This is a genomic window from Burkholderia ambifaria AMMD (assembly GCF_000203915.1).
Lineage (GTDB): Bacteria > Pseudomonadota > Gammaproteobacteria > Burkholderiales > Burkholderiaceae > Burkholderia > Burkholderia ambifaria.
This window is the reverse complement of record NC_008390.1, coordinates 1,764,952-1,781,164: the sequence shown is the minus strand read 5'-3', so window position 1 is coordinate 1,781,164 and position 16,213 is coordinate 1,764,952. Positions and strand designations below refer to the sequence as shown.

The window sequence follows — 16,213 nt, the reverse complement described above, 5'->3', positions numbered from 1 at the left end:
CCGCAGCGGCCGCCGCACCGTCCGACGCCCGGCCCGCGGGCGTTCCGCAGCCTTTCTGCGCAGGAAAGGATGCTTGAGGCATCCGCAATTATCGAGCCGCGCAAATTCGCCCACCATGTTTCGGACGATCGGCGCCCCCCGCGCATCCGGCCTTTCACGGGCTTGGCGGGCACGTGCGTCGCGTCGTGCGAGCGGGCCCACAGGGCCGGCCGCGAACGGCCGGGCGTCGCGCCACGGCAAATCGATAATCAGGAGACACGATGAACAGCCAATCCCTCGACCTTGGCGGCACCGCAGGAGATCCCGCGTCCGCCGTACCGCCCGCGGCCCGGGCCGGCGCCGATGCGACGGCCCTGCCCGCCCGCGCCATCACGCTCGGCGAATTCATGGACGATCTGCCGGTCGGTGCGCTGCACCGGTTCGTCGTCTGGGTGATCGGCATCGGGCTGTTCTTCGACATGTACGAGATCTTCCTCGTCAGCACGATCGGTTCCGCGTTGCAGAACGAATACGGGCTAAGCCGGCAAAGCGCCGATTTCAAGCTGCTGCTGGCATCGGCATTCATCGGGATGTTCGTCGGCGCGATGTGTCTCGGCAGCCTCGCGGACCGCATCGGACGGCGCAAGGCGTTCCTGATGACGCTCGTCTGGTACAGCGCGTTTTCGCTGATCGGCGCGTTCTCGGTGAATGCCGACATGCTGGTGGCATGCCGATTCCTGACGGGCATCGGTGTCGGCGCGATCTACCCGGTCGCCGACAGCTTTCTGTCGGAAATCCTGCCGAAGGAAAAGCGCGGGCGGCTCGCCGCGTGGGCCTATACGACTTCATACGTCGCGGTGCCGCTGGTCGGCTTCCTCGCGCTATGGCTGAACCCGCTTCACGTCGCGGGCGTGGCCGGCTGGCGCATCATTCTCGCGATCGGCAGCCTCGGTGCCGTCTACGTGCTGCTGATCCAGCACCGGCTGCCGGAGAGCCCCCGCTGGCTGCTCGCGCAGGGCCGCACGGCGGAGGCGCATGCCGCGGCGCGGCGCTTCGCGGAGAGCGCCGGCGTGCGTGCGCCCGAGCAGTTCGCGGCGTCGGTCGAACCGCAGCGGCCGCTGAGTCTCGGCGAGCGCATCGCGCTGCTGCGCCGCCGGCCCTACGGCGCGCGCTACCTGATGCTGGCGGTGTTCCACCTGCTCCAGGGCTTCGGCTATTACGGCTTCGGCACGCTCGCGGGCACGGTCGTCAAGAGCCGCGGTTTCGACGTGACGGACAGCACGCTGTTCATTGCGCTGTCGTTCATCGGTTATCCGATCGGCTCGCTGCTGTCGATTCCGTTGCTGAACTGGATCGAGCGACGCACGCTCGTGATCGTGTCGATCCTGTCGATCGCCGCGTTCGGGCTGTGCTTCGCGTATTCGGGCAATACGACGCTGATCGTCTGCTTCGGTTTCCTGACGACCTGCGCGTCGAACGTGTTCAGCAACGCCTATCACGTGTACCAGGCGGAGATTTTCCCGGCGCGCGTACGCTCGACTGCGATCGGCAGCACGTACGCCCTGTCGCGCATCGTCAGCGGCGCGCTGCCGTTCGTGCTGCTGCCGGTGCTGGTCGCACACGGCGCGGGTGCGATGTTCGGTGTGATCTCGGTCGCGCTCGGCATCGTCGCCGTCACGTTGCGCGTGCTCGGGCCGCTGACCACGCGGCGCAGCCAGGACGACATCAACCCGGTATGACGCGGCGCGCTGCGCCGGGGCGTGCGCATGCGCGCCCCGGGCTTCGCGTGCGGCGCGTTCCGCTCGTTCAGCGTGCCGACATGAAATCGAACAGCTTCGCGATGTCGGTGGTCAGCACGGTGCCGGCCTTCACGCCGACCCACAGCGTGCGCGTCGCCCACGCATCGTCGAGCTTCACGACCCCGAGCCGCGCCGCGCGCTCGCCGGTCACCGCGTCGCGCGGCAGCACGCCGATCCCGAGGCCGGCCTCGATCATCCGGCTCACGCCGTCGAAATTCGATACCTGGATGCGCAGCTTCAGCGAGCGCTCGGCCGCAAACGCGGCGTCGGTCATTCGCGCCAGCAGCGAGCTGCCGTCGCTCAGGCCGACGTAGTCTTCATCGAGCGTATCCGCGAAGCGGATGCTGTCGTGCGCGGCGAAGCGATGCCCGCGCGGCACGAGCAGCACGAGCTCGTCGCGCCGGTACAGCCGCCGTTCGATGCCGGGCGCGGGCACGTTGTCCGCGAACACGCCGAGATCGGCCTTGCCGGAGCCGAGCGCGTCGACGATCTCGTGGCTCAGCCGCTCCTCGAGGCTGACCTTGATACCGGGGTTGTCGGTGAGGAACGCGGCGAGATCGGCCGGCAGGAACTGGACGATGGCCGACGTGTTAGTCCACACGTGAATGTGGCCGCGCACGCCGGCGACGTAGTCGCTCATCTCGTGCGCCATCCGGTTGACCTGCTCGATGACCTTCGCCGCATGCTCGAGCAGCGCGCGGCCCGCCGGCGTCAGCTCGACGCCGCGCGCATGCCGCACGAACAGCGCGCTGCCGGTCACGCTCTCGAGCTCGGCGATCCGCTTGCTGACCGCGGACAGCGTGAGCTGGCCGTGTTCGGCCGCCTTGGTCAGGCTGCCGTGCTCGGCGACGAGCGCGAACACGCGCAGCGACTGCAGATCGAAATGAAGCGGGTTCACCATGAGGAGGTCCTTGCAAAAGCCATGCGGCGCGGACGAACGGCACCGGACCGGCCCGATGCCGATCATACGCCCGGCCGCGCGCGGCGCGAACCGGTGTGACTCGGGGCGAAGCCGTGCGGATTCGTGCGGATTAGTACGAATCGGCGCAATACGTCGCGCTCAGCGCGGCGCGATCGCCTGCAACGCGGCGAGCATCGCGCTGTCGGGCGTCGCGAGATCGTCGAGCACCGTGAAATGCTGCATGCCGGGCAGCCACGCGCGCGCGATCCGCTCGCCGGCCGCCTCGCATGCGTGCGCATATTCGTGGGCGTGGCGTACGAGTTCCGGCAACTCGGCCGCGCCGACCGCGACGACGGTCGGCGCGCCGGGCCCGATATGACGCAGCGGGCTGTACGCGGCGATTTCGTGCGCGGTGAGCTGCAGTCTGTCGTTAAGCACGCACAGCGAGATCGGTTCGAGATCGACGAGCGGGCTGATCGCAAGCGCCGACACGACGGCCGGATGCGCGCGATGCACGGCCGTCAGGTGGCCGCCCGCCGAGTGACCGCTCAGGTGGATCGGCCGTCCTGCGGTGCCGATGCCGTCGGGATCGATCGACAGGTAGTCGAGCAACGCGCCGATCTCGCCGACGATGTCGGTCATCGATGCGGCCGGGGCAAGCGTGTATTCCGCGAGCACGACGTCGAAGCCGCGCGCGAGCGGCCCGGCTGCCGCGTACGCGAAATCCTCTTTCGCGCAGTGCTGCCAGTAGCCGCCGTGAATGAACACGAACAGCGGCGCGTCGGGCCGGCCGCAGCGCAGCCAGTCGAAGCGCTGCGCGGGGCGCGCGCCGTAATGGACGTCGCGCTGCCCGGGCGTCGCGTCGTAAAGCGCCCTGCTGCGTGCCTGGCACGATGCGAGCACGGCCGGGAAATCGGCAATGGCTCTCGTGTTGAGGTAGGCAGCGTCGAGCGCCGCGCGGTCCATGCCACGATAGAGGATCGTCATTCGGAAAGCGTCCGGTCGGATAGGCGAATACGCGGATAGGCGGATTACGCGGGATTCGCGGTGCCCGCGGCGAAGGCGCCGGACGGGCCGGCGCCGTTGCACCATTATCCGCAGCGTGACCGGGGCCGGCTATCCGGAATCGGCGGCTGCGGCGTGCGCCTGTCCGCTTTCGGCGGAGGACTGCCGCGCGGCGGGCACGTCGTGCCGCCGCGCGAGTCAGCGAGTCAGCGAGTCAGCGAGTCAGCGAGTCAGCGAGTCAGCGAGTCAGCGAGCAAACGAGCAAGCGGGCAAACCGGCACGACGAAGCAACGCGACAAAGCAAACGACGAAGCAACACGACAAAGCAACACGACCAAGCGCCCCGACGAGCCCCTCAAATCAATTCAGAGATCTCGATCAAGTTCAAATCCGGGTCACGCACGTACACCGACCGGATCTTCTGCGTCGCCCCGGTGCGTTCGACGGGCCCTTCGACGATCGGCCATTCGACGCGTCCCAGATGCGCGATCACGTCGTCGAGTGGCACCGACGCGATGAAGCACAGGTCGAGCGCGCCCGGCACCGGCACGTGCGCCTTCGGCTCGAACTCCGCGCCGCGCACGTGCAGGTTGATCTTCTGGTTGCCGAAGCGGAACGCGAGCCGGCCCGCGCCGAAGGTTTCGAGCTGCATCTGCAGCACTTCGGTATAGAAATGCTTCGTCCGCTCCGGATCGACGCAAGTCAGGACGAGATGGTCGAGGTGGTCGATCAGCGCCATGTGATTCGCTCCTGTTGACGACTGTTCACGAGAAAGCCCGCTGCGCCGGCATGTCGCCGGCTTCGGCGCGCGGTGCCGGATGCAGGTCCGAGCGGCGCCCGGCCTTCAGGATCTGGCTCGGCACGTCATGCCCGATCAGCGCGGGCAGCCGTGCGGCCGCGGCGAGCACGGCCGCGAGATCGATGCCGGTATCGTAGCCGTCGAGCGCGAGCATGTGCACGAGTTCCTCGGTGCATGCATTGCCGGTCGCGCCCGGCGCGTACGGACAGCCGCCGAGCCCGCCGAGCGACGCGTCGAAGCGCTCGATGCCGGCGTCGAGCGCGGCGAGCGTGTTCGCGAGCGCCATCCCGCGCGTGTTGTGAAAGTGCAGTGTGAGCTGCAGCGCGCCGAAGCGTTCGCGCGCGCGTTCGGCCAGCGCGCGCACCTGCGACGGATACGCCATGCCGGTCGTGTCGCACAGCGTGAAACCGTGCACGCCGAGATCCGCGAAGCGCTGCATCCACGCGAGCACGGTTTCGTCGCGCACGTCGCCTTCCATCGGACACCCCATCGCGGTCGACAGCGACACGTTGATCGCGACGCCGGTGCCGCGCACCGCGTCGATCACGTCGCGCAGCTGGGCGAACGACTGCTCGCGGCTCATCCGCAGGTTCGCGCGGTTGTGGCTCTCGCTCATCGACATCACGAGGTTTACCTCGTCGACGCCGCACGACAGCGCGCGCTGCGCGCCCCGCACGTTCGGCACGAGCACCGTATAGACGACGCCCGGCGCGCGCACGATGCCGTGCATCACGGCCTCGGCGTCGCGCAGCGCGGGGATCGCCTTCGGCGACGTGAATGACGTGACCTCGATCTTCGCGTAACCGCACGCGCTCAATGCGTCGACGAGCGCGATCTTGTCGTCGGTGTCGACGAACGCCGCTTCATTCTGGAAACCGTCGCGTGTCGCGACTTCGTGGATATAGAGTCGTTGGGGGTGCTGGCTCATGTCGTCGCTCTGCTGGCCAGTTCAGATCACGCCGCGCGTGCGCCACGCGTCGCGCGTCGCAGTATCGATGCCGATCGATTCGAGTACCGCCTCGGTATCGGCGCCGAGCGCGGGTGCGGGACGCTCGATGCGTCCCGGCGTCGCGCCGAGTTTCGGCACGATGCCCGGCACGAGCACGGGTGTGCCGTCGGGCAGCGCGGCGTCGACGATCATGTCGCGGGCGCGGTAATGCGGATCGGCCGCGATGTCGGCGACGTCGTAGATGCGCCCGGACGGGATGCGCGCGTCGTTCAGCGCGGCGAGCACGTCGTCGAGGTCGTGCCGCGCGCTCCATTCGCCGATCGCCGCGTCGATGCGCGCGACCTGCGCGACGCGCCCGTCGTTGTGCGCGAGCGCGGGATCGCCGCCGAGGTCGGGACGCCCGATCAATTCCATCAGGCGCCGGAAGATGCTGTCGCCGTTGCCGGCGATCAGTGCGTATTTGCCGTCGCGGCAACGGTACGCGTTGGTCGGCGCGATGCCGGGCAGGCTGCTGCCGGCCGCCTCGCGCACCGCGCCGAATGCCGAGTATTCGGGCAGCAGGCTTTCCATCATGTTGAAGACGGATTCGTACAGCGCGACGTCGACGACCTGCCCGTTGCCGCCCTGCAACTCGCGATGCCGCAGCGCGAGCAGGATGCCGATCACGCCGTGCAGCGCCGACAGCGAATCGCCGAGCGACACGCCGACGCGCACCGGCGTGCGACCCGGTTCGCCAGTGAGGTGGCGCAGCCCGCCCATCGCCTCGGCGATCACACCGAAGCCGGGCCGGTCGCGATACGGGCCGGTCTGCCCGAAGCCCGACACGCGCAACATCACGAGCCCCGGGTTGATCGCGGACAGCGTCTCCCAGCCGAGCCCCCAGCCCTCGAGCGTGCCGGGCCGGAAGTTCTCGATCAGCACGTCGGTCTCGGCGACGAGGCGGCGCACGACGTCCTGCCCCTCGGGCGTGCGCAGGTCGAGCGTGAGCGACGTTTTGTTGCGCGACTGCGCGGCCCACCAGACCGATGTGCCGTCGTGCAGCAGCCGCCATTTGCGCAGCGGGTCGCCGACGCCGGGCGGCTCGACCTTGATCACGTCCGCGCCGAATTCGGCGAGCATCCGGCCCGCGAACGGCCCGGCGATCAGTTGGCCGAGTTCCAGCACGCGGATACCGTCCAGGGGTCGCGTCATGACTGTCTCCGATGAAATCGTGTTGTCGATGACGGCGATCATGACGGCGTTCGCGCCCGGCGAAAATCGATCGATGCTCAACCAGCCTTTCCCGAACGGAAAGGCATGCAAGGCGGAGAACCCGGAGAACGCCGCGCCGCCTTTCCGCGCGGGAAAGTGCGCTCGCGCAATGCGCAAGCCCGATTACGCGCGCCGTGGGCAGAATCGTTGCCGTTGCGCGGCCGCCCGGCGCGCCTGGCGTCGGCAGCGACGCGCCGGCTCGGCGGACATCAAGACAGGAAGACAGAAAGACGCAACACCGCGTTGCGGACAACTCGCCGCAGCGGGATCGGACAACCGGGGAGACGGTATTGAGGCGACGCGCTGCCCGAACCGGTGCGCACGGGTGCGCGATGCGCGCCACCGACGCGTGTCGGCCATCGGCCGCGCGTAGACAGAAAGACGCAACGCTGCGTTGCGGACAACTCGCCGCAGCGGGATCGGACAACCGGGGAGACGGTATTGAGGCGACGCGCTGCCCGAACCGGTACGCGCGGGTGCGCGATGCGCGCCACCGACGCGTGTCGGCCATCGGCCGCGCGTAGACGCAACGCCGCGTTACGGACAACTCGCCGCAGCGGAATCGGACAACCGCGGGAGACGGTATTCAGCCGACGCGCACCCCGAACCGGTGCGCGCGGGTGCGCGATGTACGCCGCCGACGCGTGTCGGCCATCGGCCGCGCGTCGACGGGAATCAGTGTGGAGTTGTCAGCAGACGGCCAGGCGTCAGTAAGCGGACATCTCGACGCAAGGATCAACCTTGGACGGCGAGCAGATGACCGAATACTTGGCGCTTTCGCGCATCAGCGCTTCGCCTTCGTGCAGCGCGATCTTGATCTCGGGATGACGCTCGTACGCCAGGAAGGCGGAGCAGACGACCGCGGACATCACGACCAGGGAAAACACAAATTTTTCAAGGGGTTGGAAACGTTCTGGCATGGTTCGACCTTTCTTCTAGGCCGACATTATAACGAAAAATAAGGGTTTTCCCTATATCCGCGGCGGCATACCGAACATCACTCAGTCGTACCCCTTTTATCGGTCGACCCACCCGCCGCCGCTCAAGTCCGCCCAGGCGCTTGCGCCACGTCGACGGCCCTCAGCGGAGACGGATGAATGCCGAGATGGCCCGCGCCGAGCCCCACCCGGCTCTGCAGCGAGCTGTGCTCGAACCGCTGGAACGACTCCGCAATATGCTTGCGCAGCAGCGCGACATCCCACGGCTTGATCAGCAATTTCTGGACGGAGCCGTTGCCGGCCGCGTCGGCGAGCGACTCCCCTTCCCCGTAGCCCGACAGCAGGATACGCACGATGTCCGGGTACAGCGCCTTTACCCGCTGCAGCAGGTCGATGCCGGACAGGCTCGGCATCCGGAAATCCGACACGATCACGCCGACGCGATGCTGCGCGAGCAGGACGAGCGCTTCGTCGGGATCCGTGGTGTCGAGAATCTCGTAGCCGTCGCGGCCGAGCGCCTGCCTGAGCCTGCGCAGCACCTCGCGGTCGTCGTCCACCAGCAGCAGCGTCCGGTGCAGCAATTCGCGCTGCCGGCAGTGCTCGGGAAGCTGCGAGCCGGCGGACAGCATGTCGGCGATTTCATCGCCGGTGACCGGATGGCTGAAGTAGTAGCCCTGCATCGCATGGCAGCGATGCCGGTTCAGGAACGACAGCTGCGCTTCGGTCTCCACGCCCTCGGCCACCGTCTCCATGTGCAGCGATTCGGCCATCGCGATGATCGAGCGCGTCAGCGAAGCACCTTCGGCGCTGGTGGTGACGTCGTCGAGGAACGACCGGTCGATCTTGACGACGTCGATCGGCAAGTCCTTCAGGTACGACAGGCTCGAATAGCCGGTGCCGAAGTCGTCGAGCGACAGCACGACGCCGAGCGCCTTCAGTTCGCGCAGCGTGTGCGCGATCGCGTTGCAGTCCTGCATCAGCACGCTTTCGGTGAGTTCGAGTTCGAGCGAGTCCGGCGCCAGGCCGGTCTCCTCGAGCGTCGTGCGCACCATGGCGGCCACGTCCTGCTGCCGGAACTGGCGCGCCGACAGGTTGACGGCGATCCGGATCGGCGGATGGCCTTCCCGGCGCCATGCGACGGCCTGCATGCACGCGGTGCGCAACACCCACTCGCCGATCGGCAAGATCAGCCCGCAGTCTTCGGCGATCGGGATGAAGCGGTCGGGCGGAATCACGCCGATCCCCGGCCGCCGCCAGCGAATCAGCGCCTCGACGCCGCTGATCTGGCCGGTCTTGAGATCGACCTTCGGCTGGTAGTACAGCTCGAGCTCGTGGTTGGCGACGGCCTGATGCAGCGCGTTCTCGAGGATGGTCTGCTCCTCGACGCGCGCACCCAGTTCGCGCGTATAGAAGCGGTAGCAGTTGCGCCCGTGTTCCTTCGCCGCATAGAGCGCGGCGTCGGCCGTTTTCAGCAGCGTTTCGGCGTTGGTGCCGTCGGTCGGACAGAGGCTCACGCCGACGCTGGTCGTCACGTGCAGGTCGTGTTCGTCGAGCGTGAACGGCTCGATGAAGGTGTCGAGGATCTTGCGGGCGATCACGTCCGCGTCCGCTTGCGTCGCCAGGTTGACCAGCATCACGACGAACTCGTCGCCGCCGAGCCGCGCGACCGTGTCGCCGTCGCGCACGGAGCGCTTCAGCCGTGCGGCGACGACGCGCAGCAGCCCGTCTCCGACCGAGTGGCCGAAGCTGTCGTTGATGTGCTTGAAGCGGTCCAGGTCGAGCACCATCACCGCGACCAGCTGCCCGGTGCGGCGCGCCTGCGACATCGCCTGCTCCATCCGGTCGCTCAGCAGGTTGCGATTGGGCAGGCCGGTGAGCGCATCGTGGTTGGCAAGGTATTCGATGCGGCCCTGCTGCATCTTGCGCTCGGTGATGTCCTGCACGATGCCGCGCAGGATGATCGCGTGGTTCGGATCGCGTCCCGACTCCGCCTGATGCAGCACGCAGCGCTCGGTGCCGTCCGCGTGAACGAGCCGATGCTCGAGCGAGAACGGCACGCCTTCGGTGCGCAGGCTCGTGAACGACTGCACGAGCAACGGCTGTTCGTCGGCCGGCACGGCCTGCAGCAGCCGCTCGAACGTCGGCGGCGCGTGCGCCGCGTCGAGCCCGAGGATCCGGTACAGCTCCGGCGACCAGTAGCCGTCCGTGCGGCCCGCCTGGAATTCCCAGTTGCCGACATGCGCGAGCGCTTGCGCATGCGTGAGGCTGACCTCGGTGGTCGCCAGCTTTTCGACCGCCGCGGCCGCGCGCAGCAGATACCGGATCCGGTAGCCGAGCAGCTTCCATCGCATCGGTTTCGACACGAAATCGGTCGCGCCGGCGTCGAACGCGCTGGCGATCGATGCGTCGTCGTCGTTGCCGGTGAGCATCACGATCGGCACGCGGCGGCCTTCCGGCAACGCGCGCAGCGCGCGGCAACAGTCGAAGCCGTCGCCGCCGGGCATCTCGACATCGAGCAGCACGACGGCGGGACGATGACGCAGGAACGCTTCGATGCCTTCCTGCGGCCCGGTCGCTTCCTCGACGCGGAAACCGTCGGGCTCCAGCGTTTCCACGACCAGCATCCGCGTCATCGCGTCGTCATCGATGATCAGAATCGCCGGCAAATCGGCATGTTCGTGGTTCACGACCGTCCTCCTGTTCCTGTATCTGTCGCTTCGCGATCGCAGTGGCGATCGGCCGGCGGCCAGTCAACTTTCGACGCGCTCCGCGATCAGCGCGGCGTGCGCCTGTTCGAATTCCGCATCCGTGCCGGCGACGAGCTCGACGGCCGCGGTCACGTCGGCGGCGCGCGCCAGCCGCTCGATCTCGCGGCAGCGGGCCGACAGCAGATGCGCACCGACGTTCGCGCTGCTCGATTTCAGCGTATGGGCGGCAAGCTTCAGCGCGTCGGCATCGCCCGCTTCGACCGCCGCGTGCATGTCGCGAATCAACCGCGGCGCGTCCATCGTGAATTGATCGATGATCCGCGTCAGCACGTCCGGGCGACCGGGCCGCTGGAGCGCGCGCAATGCATCGAGCGCCTTGCGGTCGATCACGTTCGCGTCCTCGTCCGGATCGGCGGCCGCTGCCGCGCTCGTTGCGGGACGCGTTTCGATGCTCGCTTCGAGGTTCGTTTCGATACCGGTCCGGGCCACCGCTTCCGCGTTTTCGCTCGCGGCGGCCGACACGTGTGCGCCGCCGCGAACATGGCGTGCGAGCGTCTGCAGCAACGCGTCGCGGCGGAACGGCTTGCCGAGATAGTCGTCCATGCCGGCGGCCAGGCAGCGCTCGCGGTCACCGCTGAGCGCATTGGCCGTCAGCGCGATGACCGGCAGGCGCGGCGCGCCGGCTTCGGCTTCGCGCCGCCGCAGCCGCCGCGTCGCCTCGAAGCCGTCCAGCACCGGCATCTGACAGTCCATCAGCACCACGTCGAACGCGTCTTGCTCGAGCATCTTCAATGCCTGCTCGCCGTCGTCGGCCACGGCGACCCGATAGTCGGTGTCTTCGAGCATCGCGAGCGCGATCTGCTGATTCACCGCGTTGTCCTCCACCAGCAGCACGCGCGCGGCGATCTCGTCGAGCGGCCTGCCCGGGTCCGCCCCGGCTTCATCCGACACCGGAGCGGCCGACGCCAGCCGGGGCGGCATCACGTGCACCGCCGCCGCCGCGATCGCCGTATAGAGATCGTTGCCATGGAGCGGTTTCGTCAGCCGGGCGGCGATGTCGAGTTCGTGCGCGACCTGGATGCTGTCCATCATCTCGAACGCGGTCAGCGTGATGATCCGCAGCGCACGCAGCGCCGGATCGCGGCGGATGTGCTGCACGAGCGAGATGCCGTCCATGCCCGGCATCCGCACGTCGATGATCGCGAGGTCGAACGGCGCACCGTCGGCGACGGCGGCCCGCAACTGCGACAGCGCATCGTCGCCGCCGATCGCCGAGGCGACGCACAGGTGCCATTCGATCGCATGTTCGAGCAGCACGCTGCGATCGGTCTCGCTGTCGTCGACGATCAGCACCCGCAGGCCGGCGAGCGACGGCCTTCCGTGTGCCGCGACGCCGACCTCGCCGGATGCCGGCTCGAACGGCGTCGTCACGGTGAATACCGAGCCCTTGCCGGGCGTCGAGTCGAGCGCGAGCGTGCCGCCCATCATCTCGGCGAGCTGGCGGGAAATCACGAGCCCGAGGCCGGTGCCGCCGTATTTGCGCGCGGTCGAACTGTCGGCCTGCTGGAACGGCCGGAACAACTGCGCGGCGACATCGGGCGCGATGCCGATGCCGCTGTCGGCGATCTTGAACACGATGCGCCCGTCGTCCGAATACGCGGCGCTCAGCGCGACGTGCCCGTGCTCGGTGAACTTGATCGCGTTGCCGAGCAGGTTCGTCAGGATCTGGCGCAGGCGGACCGGGTCGCCGCGCATGCGCTGCGGAACGGAATCGGCGCGCTGGTACACGAGCTCGAGCTCCTTGCGTTGGGCATTGGGCTCCATCAGCGCGACGACGTCGTCGAGCAATTGATGCAGGTTGAAATCGATGCGCTCCAAGGTCAGCTTGCCCGCCTCGATCTTCGAAAAATCGAGAATGTCGTCGATGATGACGAGCAGCGTCTGGCCGGATCGATACACGGTGTCGACGAACTTGCGTTGCTTCGACGTCAGCCGCGTGCGCTGCAGCAGCTCGGTCATGCCGAGCACGCCATTCATCGGCGTGCGGATCTCATGGCTCATCCTCGCGAGAAAATCCGATTTCGCGGAATTCGCGGCTTCGGCCGTCGCGATCGCGGCCTGCAGATCGACGTCGCGCCGCTCGATTTCGTCGAGCATCATGTTGAAGCCGGCGATCAGCGCCGCGATTTCGTCGCGGCCCTTGTGGGACATGCGCAGCGACAGGTCGCTGCCGCTGCGGATGCGCGCCATCGTGCGCGTCAGGCTCGACAGCGGGCGCGCGATCGACGTGCCGAGCCGATGACTGATCACGAACCCGCCGATCGCGAGCAGGAACGAGACCACCACGATCATCAGGAACGCGCTCGTCACGGCCCGGTACACATCCGACACGATGCCGCGCTGTTGCAGATCGACGCGCACCGCCTGCTGTTCCGTATAGGCCGCGAGGCGATTGGCGGTGGTGTCGACGTCCGCGACGATGCGCTGCATCGCCACGTCGTTGGCAAGCATGTCCGACTTCACCGCGACGATGCGGCGCGCGGCGCCCGCGAGTTCCGTGGTGAGCGCGACCACCGCCTGCGCGCGGTTCGCGTTGCCCTGCCCGTCCGTGACGAGGTCGTCGCGCAGTGCGCTCGCGGACTGCGCGAGCGCGCCGGCAAGCTTGTGCAGCTCGGCGTCGGCGTGCTGCAGACGCTCGGCCGTCTCGCTGTGCGCGACCATGCGCAGCTGGAACGCCAGTGCGTTGATGCCGCCGTTCACGGCGGCCGACAGGGACGCAATCCGCGCGGCTCGCGCCCGGAACGCGATCGCTTCGTCGAGGCGCTGGCGCGCAGCGACGATCCGCAACGCGAATGGATCGGCGATCTCCGCGAGCTTCACATCCAGCGCGTCGAGCGCGCGCAGCACCTGGTCCTCTTTCGCGCGGTAGCGCGTCGTGACGGCCGGTTGCGCGAACATGCCGGCGCGCAGCGCGACGAGCCCGTCGTTGCCGTCGAAGATGTCGGCCGCGACGCGCCCGAGCGCGCTCGTGACGCCCTGCGCGGTCGCGGCATCGAGGTTCGGCGCCGCGATCGCGAGCGCGTTGCGCGCGCCGTCGACGGACGCCTGCATGCGCTCGCGCAGCGGCGCGAGCCGATATCGGTTCGGCGCGACGTCGACGCGGCTGGCGACGGCCGTGACGTCCTTGACATTCGTCCGGACCTGGTCGAGCGCATGAATCGTCCGGTTGTAGGCGTTATTGGCCGCGAGCGCGTCGTTCACCCGGGCATCGGCGTCGGCGCCCAGTCGTTCGGTTTCCTTGCCGATCTCGCCCAGCAGCGTGGTGCCCCGTGCCTGCACGCGTTCGATCAGTTGGCGTTCGGCGACGAGTTGCGCGTCGCCCCGCAGGCGCTTGTCGACGCCTTCGTTCATCGATCCGAGCATCGTGCGCAGGTCGGCGGACGGCGCGTCGATGCCGCCGTGCCCGTCGATCGCGCGCACGGCCGCCGTGATGCGCGCGATGCGCTGCAACTGCGTGTCGATCTCCGACGACGACTGCTCGCGCTCCGATGCGTCCCGCGCCCGCTCGAGCTCGCCGAAATTCACCGCGAGTTCCGCGTACGCGCGCTGCAGCTCGTTGCTGTGCATCTGCAGCGGCAGCGATTCCGTCGTCAGCGTGCGCACGCCGGATGCGATACCGTGCACGGCGATCAGGCTGGTCATGGCAATCGCCACCGCGCCGAGCAGCATCAGGCTGGTGCTGGTGACGAGCTTCGCCTTGATGTCCATGCAGCCCTCCAGGATGGGATGGCCAATCGGACGGCCAGCGCGCGGCCGTCCCGCCGGTTATCTGGCCGGTGCGTCGAGCGGCGTGACGCGGCCGTGTGCGATTTCGGTGAGGAACACGTCGTCGAACGCCTGATGGTCGTCGGCATTCATCTCGGCCACCAGGCCGCCCAGATCGACATGCCGGATCGATTCGAGCGCCTGCTTCAGCGTCGCGCGGGTCGGCGCCGGGCCCGCGCGCTCCAGCCCGATCAGCGCGATCTTCGCGTCGAGGCAGCCCTCGATGTGCACCACACCGGCCCGTTCGCCCGGAAAACGTTGCTCGATCAGCCGGACGCAGTCGCGGATGATTGGGCGCTCGTTCTGCGGAAGCGGCACGACCTGCGAGATCAGCGTGCCGTTTCCTTCTTCGCCGAGCAGGCGCAGCAAGTCGTCGGTGCCGACGAACGACACCGCCGCGAGCCGCGCGTTCAGCCCTTCGCGGTGCGCCGCGCGAATGAACGCGGCCACCGGCGTATACGGGCCGACCATGATGACGACGTCCGGCCGCCCTTCGAGCACGGCCGCCAGGCCGGTGTCGACGGCCGTGGTGCCGCGCCGGAACGTTCCCGTCGCGACGACGTCGAGGCCATGACGCTGCAGCGCGAGGCGCGTGCCCGCCAGCACCGCGAGCCCGAAGCCGTCGTCCTGGTAGAACACCGCGAAACGCTTGGCGTGGTCGTGCGCGAGCAACCGCTCGACCAGCGCGCGCGTTTCGTCTTCGTAGCTCGCGCGGATGTTGAATACCTCCGGCGTGACCGGCCGGCGCAGCGCCATCGCGCCGCTGAACGTGCCGACGAGCGGAATGCCGGCGTCCCGGATGATCGGCAGCACCGCGGTGGTCGTCGGCGTGCCCACATAGCCGAACAGCGCCAGCACGTTGCGCCGCTCGATCATCTCCAGCGTGTCGTCAACCGTCCGCTCGGGCTCGTAGCGATCGTCCGCGACCACGAGCTCGATCTTTCTGCCGTGCACGCCGCCGCGCGCGTTCACGTCGTCGAATACGGCTTGCGCACCCATCAGCAGACCGCGTCCGAGCCCGGCGGAATTGCCCGACTGCGCGTTGACCATGCCCAGGCGGATCGTGTCGTCGCTCACGCCGGGCTCCGCCGCGACGCACGCGCCGGGCCCGGCCATCGCGGCGCAGCATGCGATGAGCGCAAGTGTGCGTCGGTAGCCCTGACGGGCAAGCCCCTGCAACACGTTCGAAGACGAGGTACCCCAACACATCCGTGCGACAGACTCGCTCTCGTCCATGCTGGGTTCCCCTTCGGCACCCGGTTTTGTCGATTTGATGGTGCGCCGCGCCGTTGCCGTGTACGCGTCAATTAGTCATATATATAGATTGCATCTATTAGGACTGCAAGGCGAGGAGCGAACGACGCCGTTTGTGGCGGGCCTTGCACCGCAGCAACCCGACGCGTGCGGGCCACGGCGGCGCCGGAATTACGCTCGCGGAATTTCGATATGGTCGTCAATGCGGGGCGTTGTTGCCGGAACCGGTTCGAGCGCGCCGGAGCCCGTCGTGGCGGCGAATCGGAAAATTCGGGAGATGGTGCGAGAAGATGCGACCCGGCGCGATGGACGACTTACCGCGGCGCCGATGCGCCGCTGGCCGCATTGCCGGGCCATGCGTTGCCGATCTTGTCGATCAGCGATTTGGCGGCGCCGGTCGCGATGGCGGCGTCGACGCCCGAGGTCTGCCACGATCCATCGGCGGCCTGCACGAACGTCAGGTTCGCTCGCGACGGCGCGTAGTCGGTATTGCGCCACGTGACCACGACATCGCACGTGTAAGTGCGCTCGCGGATTTTCCTGCAGTCGCCGTCGGGCTTCGCGGAGATCACGTCGGCCGACACGGGCAGCGGCTGGCCGAACAGCGCGTTCAGGCCGCCGTGGTTTTCCGCTTCGAGCGCGCGGCGCACCGCGGCGTCGACGTCGCTCGAGCCGGGGCCATCGTGGAGCAGGTTGCAGGCGGCAAGCAGCGTGGCCGCACAGCCGAGCGTCAGCAGCGTGGGAAACTTCATGGAACTCCGCGAATCGGGTGAGCGTCGGGCGGCATGCGGCGATGCCAGTGAGC

The 16,213-nt window shown here is 68.2% G+C and carries 12 protein-coding genes; 2 read left to right on the top strand and 10 right to left on the bottom strand.

The genetic code is table 11. The features are described from left to right. Positions 1–260: 260 nt before the first annotated feature. A complete protein-coding gene (locus BAMB_RS08100) occupies positions 261–1,718 on the top strand; it encodes an MFS transporter (protein WP_011656890.1) in 1,458 nt (485 codons plus the stop codon). 67 nt (positions 1,719–1,785) lie between these two features. Here the strand turns inward: BAMB_RS08100 and BAMB_RS08095 are convergent, their stop codons facing one another. The 5 genes from BAMB_RS08095 to BAMB_RS08075 form a co-directional block, all read right to left on the bottom strand. After that, positions 1,786–2,679 (bottom strand): LysR family transcriptional regulator, encoded by an 894-nt coding sequence (locus tag BAMB_RS08095; protein WP_011656889.1) that lies wholly within the window; start codon positions 2,677–2,679, stop codon positions 1,786–1,788. Between the two features lie 159 nt (positions 2,680–2,838). Next, a complete protein-coding gene (locus BAMB_RS08090; RefSeq protein ID WP_041491169.1) occupies positions 2,839–3,666 on the bottom strand; it encodes an alpha/beta hydrolase in 828 nt (275 codons plus the stop codon). Between the two features lie 373 nt (positions 3,667–4,039). Then, the gene (locus BAMB_RS08085; RefSeq protein ID WP_011656887.1) at positions 4,040–4,423 is read right to left on the bottom strand and encodes a VOC family protein; all 384 of its coding nucleotides are present in this window, start codon (positions 4,421–4,423) and stop codon (positions 4,040–4,042) included. Positions 4,424–4,448: 25 nt separating this feature from the next. Further along, on the bottom strand, positions 4,449–5,411 hold the full coding sequence (locus tag BAMB_RS08080; protein ID WP_011656886.1) for a hydroxymethylglutaryl-CoA lyase: 963 nt from the start codon (positions 5,409–5,411) through the stop codon (positions 4,449–4,451). A gap of 21 nt (positions 5,412–5,432) precedes the next feature. After that, positions 5,433–6,623 carry a CaiB/BaiF CoA transferase family protein gene (locus BAMB_RS08075; RefSeq protein ID WP_011656885.1) on the bottom strand — a complete coding sequence of 397 codons (1,191 nt, stop codon included), beginning with the start codon at positions 6,621–6,623 and terminating at the stop codon, positions 5,433–5,435. On the opposite strand from BAMB_RS08075, the gene BAMB_RS35230 reads away from it, so the two are divergent. Beyond that, on the top strand, positions 6,622–7,056 hold the full coding sequence (locus BAMB_RS35230; RefSeq protein WP_127456343.1) for a hypothetical protein: 435 nt from the start codon (positions 6,622–6,624) through the stop codon (positions 7,054–7,056). The two genes, BAMB_RS08075 and BAMB_RS35230, sit on opposite strands and share 2 nt — an antisense overlap. Positions 7,057–7,390: 334 nt before the next feature. Here the strand turns inward: BAMB_RS35230 and BAMB_RS08070 are convergent, their stop codons facing one another. The 5 genes from BAMB_RS08070 to BAMB_RS08050 form a co-directional block, all read right to left on the bottom strand. Beyond that, positions 7,391–7,603: a hypothetical protein gene (locus tag BAMB_RS08070; protein WP_006753449.1), complete on the bottom strand. Its 213-nt coding sequence runs from the start codon at positions 7,601–7,603 to the stop codon at positions 7,391–7,393. Positions 7,604–7,725: 122 nt separating this feature from the next. Further along, on the bottom strand, positions 7,726–10,308 hold the full coding sequence (locus BAMB_RS08065) for an EAL domain-containing protein (protein WP_011656884.1): 2,583 nt from the start codon (positions 10,306–10,308) through the stop codon (positions 7,726–7,728). A gap of 63 nt (positions 10,309–10,371) precedes the next feature. Further along, a complete protein-coding gene (locus BAMB_RS08060) occupies positions 10,372–14,097 on the bottom strand; it encodes a hybrid sensor histidine kinase/response regulator (protein ID WP_041491168.1) in 3,726 nt (1,241 codons plus the stop codon). 57 nt (positions 14,098–14,154) lie between these two features. Then, complete coding sequence (locus BAMB_RS08055; protein WP_227739443.1) at positions 14,155–15,231, bottom strand: ABC transporter substrate-binding protein; 1,077 nt, start codon at positions 15,229–15,231, stop codon at positions 14,155–14,157. A gap of 491 nt (positions 15,232–15,722) precedes the next feature. Then, complete coding sequence (locus BAMB_RS08050; RefSeq protein WP_011656881.1) at positions 15,723–16,160, bottom strand: hypothetical protein; 438 nt, start codon at positions 16,158–16,160, stop codon at positions 15,723–15,725. Positions 16,161–16,213: the final 53 nt, after the last annotated feature.